Raw genomic sequence first — 3,190 nt, 5'->3', positions numbered from 1 at the left:
GCCCTTGGCCAGCGGCACCAGGTACTTCTGCTTCTGCTCCTCGGTGCCAAAGCGCAGCACGCTGATGCCTCCCACGCCGCTGGCCCAGCTCGCCGAGCACGCCATGACCTGGCAGACCTCTGCGAGCTCCATGATCAGGAGCGAATAGGTCTGGTAGTCCATGCCGCTGCCGCCGTACTGTTCCGGGATCACCCCGCCGCACAGGCCGAGCTGGCCCAGTTCGGCATAGATGTCGAGCGGGAAACGTTCCTCGCGGTCGTACTCGCGCACGTGCGGCCGGATGCGCTCGCGCGCGAACCGGCGCGCGAGGTCCAGGATAGCCGTCTGTTCTTCCGATAATCTGAAATCCATGGTGCGGCGCCTTCAGTTCTTGTGCAGGGACTGCACCTCGAGGTCGCGCACGCGCACCCCTTCGGCATTGATCGCGTACAGCGCCGCCAGGAAGCCCTGGCCGTAGGCGTTGCCGTGGTCGTGGTAGCGTGGGTTGGGGCTGGGCACGTTCACGATCATCGGGCCGTACTGCTGGTTGCGCAGGATCGCATTCTTCCAGTCGAAGTGGTGGCGCATCACGGCTTCCAGCGCGGCGAAGCTGGCCTGCTCGGCCTTCTCGCCACCCAGGCCCAGCTGCGCGCCCTTGGCCATGGCGTAGCCGATCATCACGGTGGCGCTGGTGTCCAGCAGGGAGTAGGAATCGTCGATGGTGGCGCGCCAGATGCCCTCGTCCTGGCACTCGATCAGGCGCGCGCAGGTCTTCTCGTACAGCGCGACCAGTTCCCGGTCCCAGGACGCTTGCGGGATCACTTCCAGCGTGTCGACCACGCCTGCCATCCACCAGCCGTTGGCGCGGCCCCAGGCCGTGCCGTCGATCCACAGGTCGATGTCGACGTAGCTCTCCTCCTTCGGCACGGAGGCGTTGAATACGTGGCGCATAAGGCCGTCGGGTTGCGCGAGGATCCTGTGGAAGCCCTTCAGGTCCTCGAAGGCGAACTCCCAGTTGCCCAGGATGGCCTGGGAGGGCGGCACCATGTAGGCGGTGTCCGCGAACACCCAGCCGTGCGTGCTGCGGGCGGTGGTGTGCTGCGTGACGCCGCCGGCGACCACACGCTCCTTGTGGAAGATCTCGTTGGCGGCGCTGGCTTCCGCCACCCTCCCTGCCAGCACCAGCGGGCGCATGCGCGAGGAACTGTCCGCGATGTTCGGGTGCGTGATCACCTGGCCCGCCAGCACCTCCTGCACCTTCTCGTCGAACCAGGAGCGCAGTCCCGCGGTGTACATCGCATTCAGCAGTCCGGAATGCTTGCCTCCTGTGTTCACGCCACGCCATCCGTACTCCAAGATGCGCTTGACGATGCTGCTTCTCATTCGGTTCTCTCCACGCTGGTGAAAGCCACCATTGGCCTCCGGTCGCAGTATATGGCATGTTTTGGTAGATTTAGGAAGCATTCTTGATCGCCTTTGCGCGAATTTGCTTGACGCAGGGGCTCCCGCCTTCCATACTCACCCGCCATCACCCAGGAATTGCAGAGAACCATGACCAAGGGCCCCCTGGCCGGAGTGCGCATCGTGGAGTTCGGTGGGATCGGACCCGGACCCATGTGCGCCATGCTGCTGGCCGACCTCGGCGCGGACGTGATCCGCATCGACCGTCCCGAACCGCACGGACTGGGTACGCCCCGGCCCGACCGCTTCAACATCCTCAAGCGCAGCCGGCCCTCCGTCAGCATCGACCTGAAGCAGAAGGAAGGGATCGAAGCGGCGCTGCGTCTGGTGGATCAGGCGGACGCGCTGATCGAAGGCTTCCGTCCCGGTACCATGGAACGCATGGGCCTGGGGCCCGAGGTCTGCTTTGCGCGAAATCGCAAGCTGGTGTTCGGCCGCATGACCGGCTGGGGGCAGGACGGCCCGCTCGCCATGGCCGCTGGGCACGACATCAACTACATCTCGCTGAGCGGGGTGCTGCACTCCATCGGCCGCAAGGGCCAGCCGCCGACGCCGCCGCTGGTTCTGACCGGCGACTTCGGCGGTGGCGCGCTTTACCTGGCGCTCGGCGTGCTGAGCGCGGTGATCGAAGCGCGCACGTCCGGGCAAGGGCAGGTCGTGGACGCCTCCATGGTGGACGGCAGCGCCTCGTTGATGACCGACTACTACGGCCGCTACGCCGCCGGCTTGCACAACGACGAGCGCGGCACCAACGCCACCGATAGCGGGGCTTTCTATTTCGATGCGTACCGCTGCGCGGACGGCAAGTACATCTCGATCGCGCCGGTGGAGCCCAAGTTCCGCGCCGAACTGATGCGCAAGCTCGGGCTTGACGACCGCAAGCCTTCGCTGGACGAGATGCACAACGACGACGCGCGCGAGATCCTGCGCGGCGTGTTCGGCACCCGCACGCGCGCCGAATGGTGCACGCTGCTGGAAGGATCCGACGCCTGCTTCGCGCCGGTGCTGAGCCTGGGTGAGGCACCCCGCCATCCGCACAACATCGCGCGTGGCACCTTTGTCGAAGTGGACGGCATCGTGCAGCCCGCCCCCGCGCCGCGCTTCAGCCGCACACCGAGCGCGCAGCCAACCAAGCCAGACATCCCCGGCCAGAGCACGGCGAGCGCCATGGCGCGCTGGGGCTTCCCGCAGCAGGAGATCGACACGCTGACCCGCGCCGGCGTGCTTGGCCCGAGATCGAAGTAGCACCCCGGCGCGCACCAAACGACATCACTTCTGAAAGACCCGAATGGAACATCTCACCGGCCTCGGCCTTCGCATCAACCCCGAGTGGCCGCGCGTCGAGGGCGCGCTGGTCGAGCGCTACCGGAAGGTGCCGGTCGCAGTCATCGGAGATGCCGCCAACCGCCTGCAGGCCTTCACGGCCGGCTTCCAGGCCTACGGCGGTCGCAAGAAGTTCGCCGGCCCGGCGTGCACCGTGCGCGTGCGGCCCGGCGACAACCTGTTCGTGCATCGCGCGCTGGACCTCGCGAAGCCGGGGGACGTGATCGTCGTGGACGCGGGCGCGGCGCTGAACACCGCGATCATCGGCGCCATGATGTCACGCTACGCCCGCACCAGGGGCATCGAGGCACTCGTGATCGACGGCGCCATCCGCGACGTCGACGAACTGGAAGCGATGGACTTCGCAGTCGTCGCCCGCGGCGCGACCCCCAATGGTCCCTACAAGAGCGGCCCGGGCGAGATCGGC

General features: G+C 67.0%; 3 protein-coding genes and 1 pseudogene. 2 read left to right on the top strand and 2 right to left on the bottom strand.

Annotated elements, in window-relative coordinates; translation table 11 throughout:
• Both VFM98_RS11000 and VFM98_RS10995 read right to left on the bottom strand, forming a co-directional pair.
• Window positions 1-351, bottom strand: a 351-nt coding sequence (locus VFM98_RS11000) for an acyl-CoA dehydrogenase family protein (RefSeq protein WP_325109963.1), incomplete at its 3' end; no start/stop codon positions are given.
• Between the two features lie 12 nt (window positions 352-363).
• On the bottom strand, window positions 364-1,275 hold the full coding sequence (locus tag VFM98_RS10995; protein ID WP_325109962.1) for a glycoside hydrolase family 88 protein: 912 nt from the start codon (window positions 1,273-1,275) through the stop codon (window positions 364-366).
• A 255-nt stretch (window positions 1,276-1,530) separates the two neighbouring features.
• On the opposite strand from VFM98_RS10995, the gene VFM98_RS10990 reads away from it, so the two are divergent.
• Complete coding sequence (locus tag VFM98_RS10990) at window positions 1,531-2,685, top strand: CaiB/BaiF CoA-transferase family protein (RefSeq protein ID WP_325109961.1); 1,155 nt, start codon at window positions 1,531-1,533, stop codon at window positions 2,683-2,685.
• A 43-nt stretch (window positions 2,686-2,728) separates the two neighbouring features.
• Window positions 2,729-3,190: pseudogene (locus VFM98_RS10985) on the top strand (RraA family protein); the annotation flags it as partial.

The organism is Ramlibacter sp. (assembly GCF_035706265.1).
Classification (GTDB): domain Bacteria; phylum Pseudomonadota; class Gammaproteobacteria; order Burkholderiales; family Burkholderiaceae_C; genus Ramlibacter.
The sequence above is the reverse complement of the archived record's forward strand: the minus strand, read 5'-3'. Positions and strand labels throughout refer to the sequence as shown.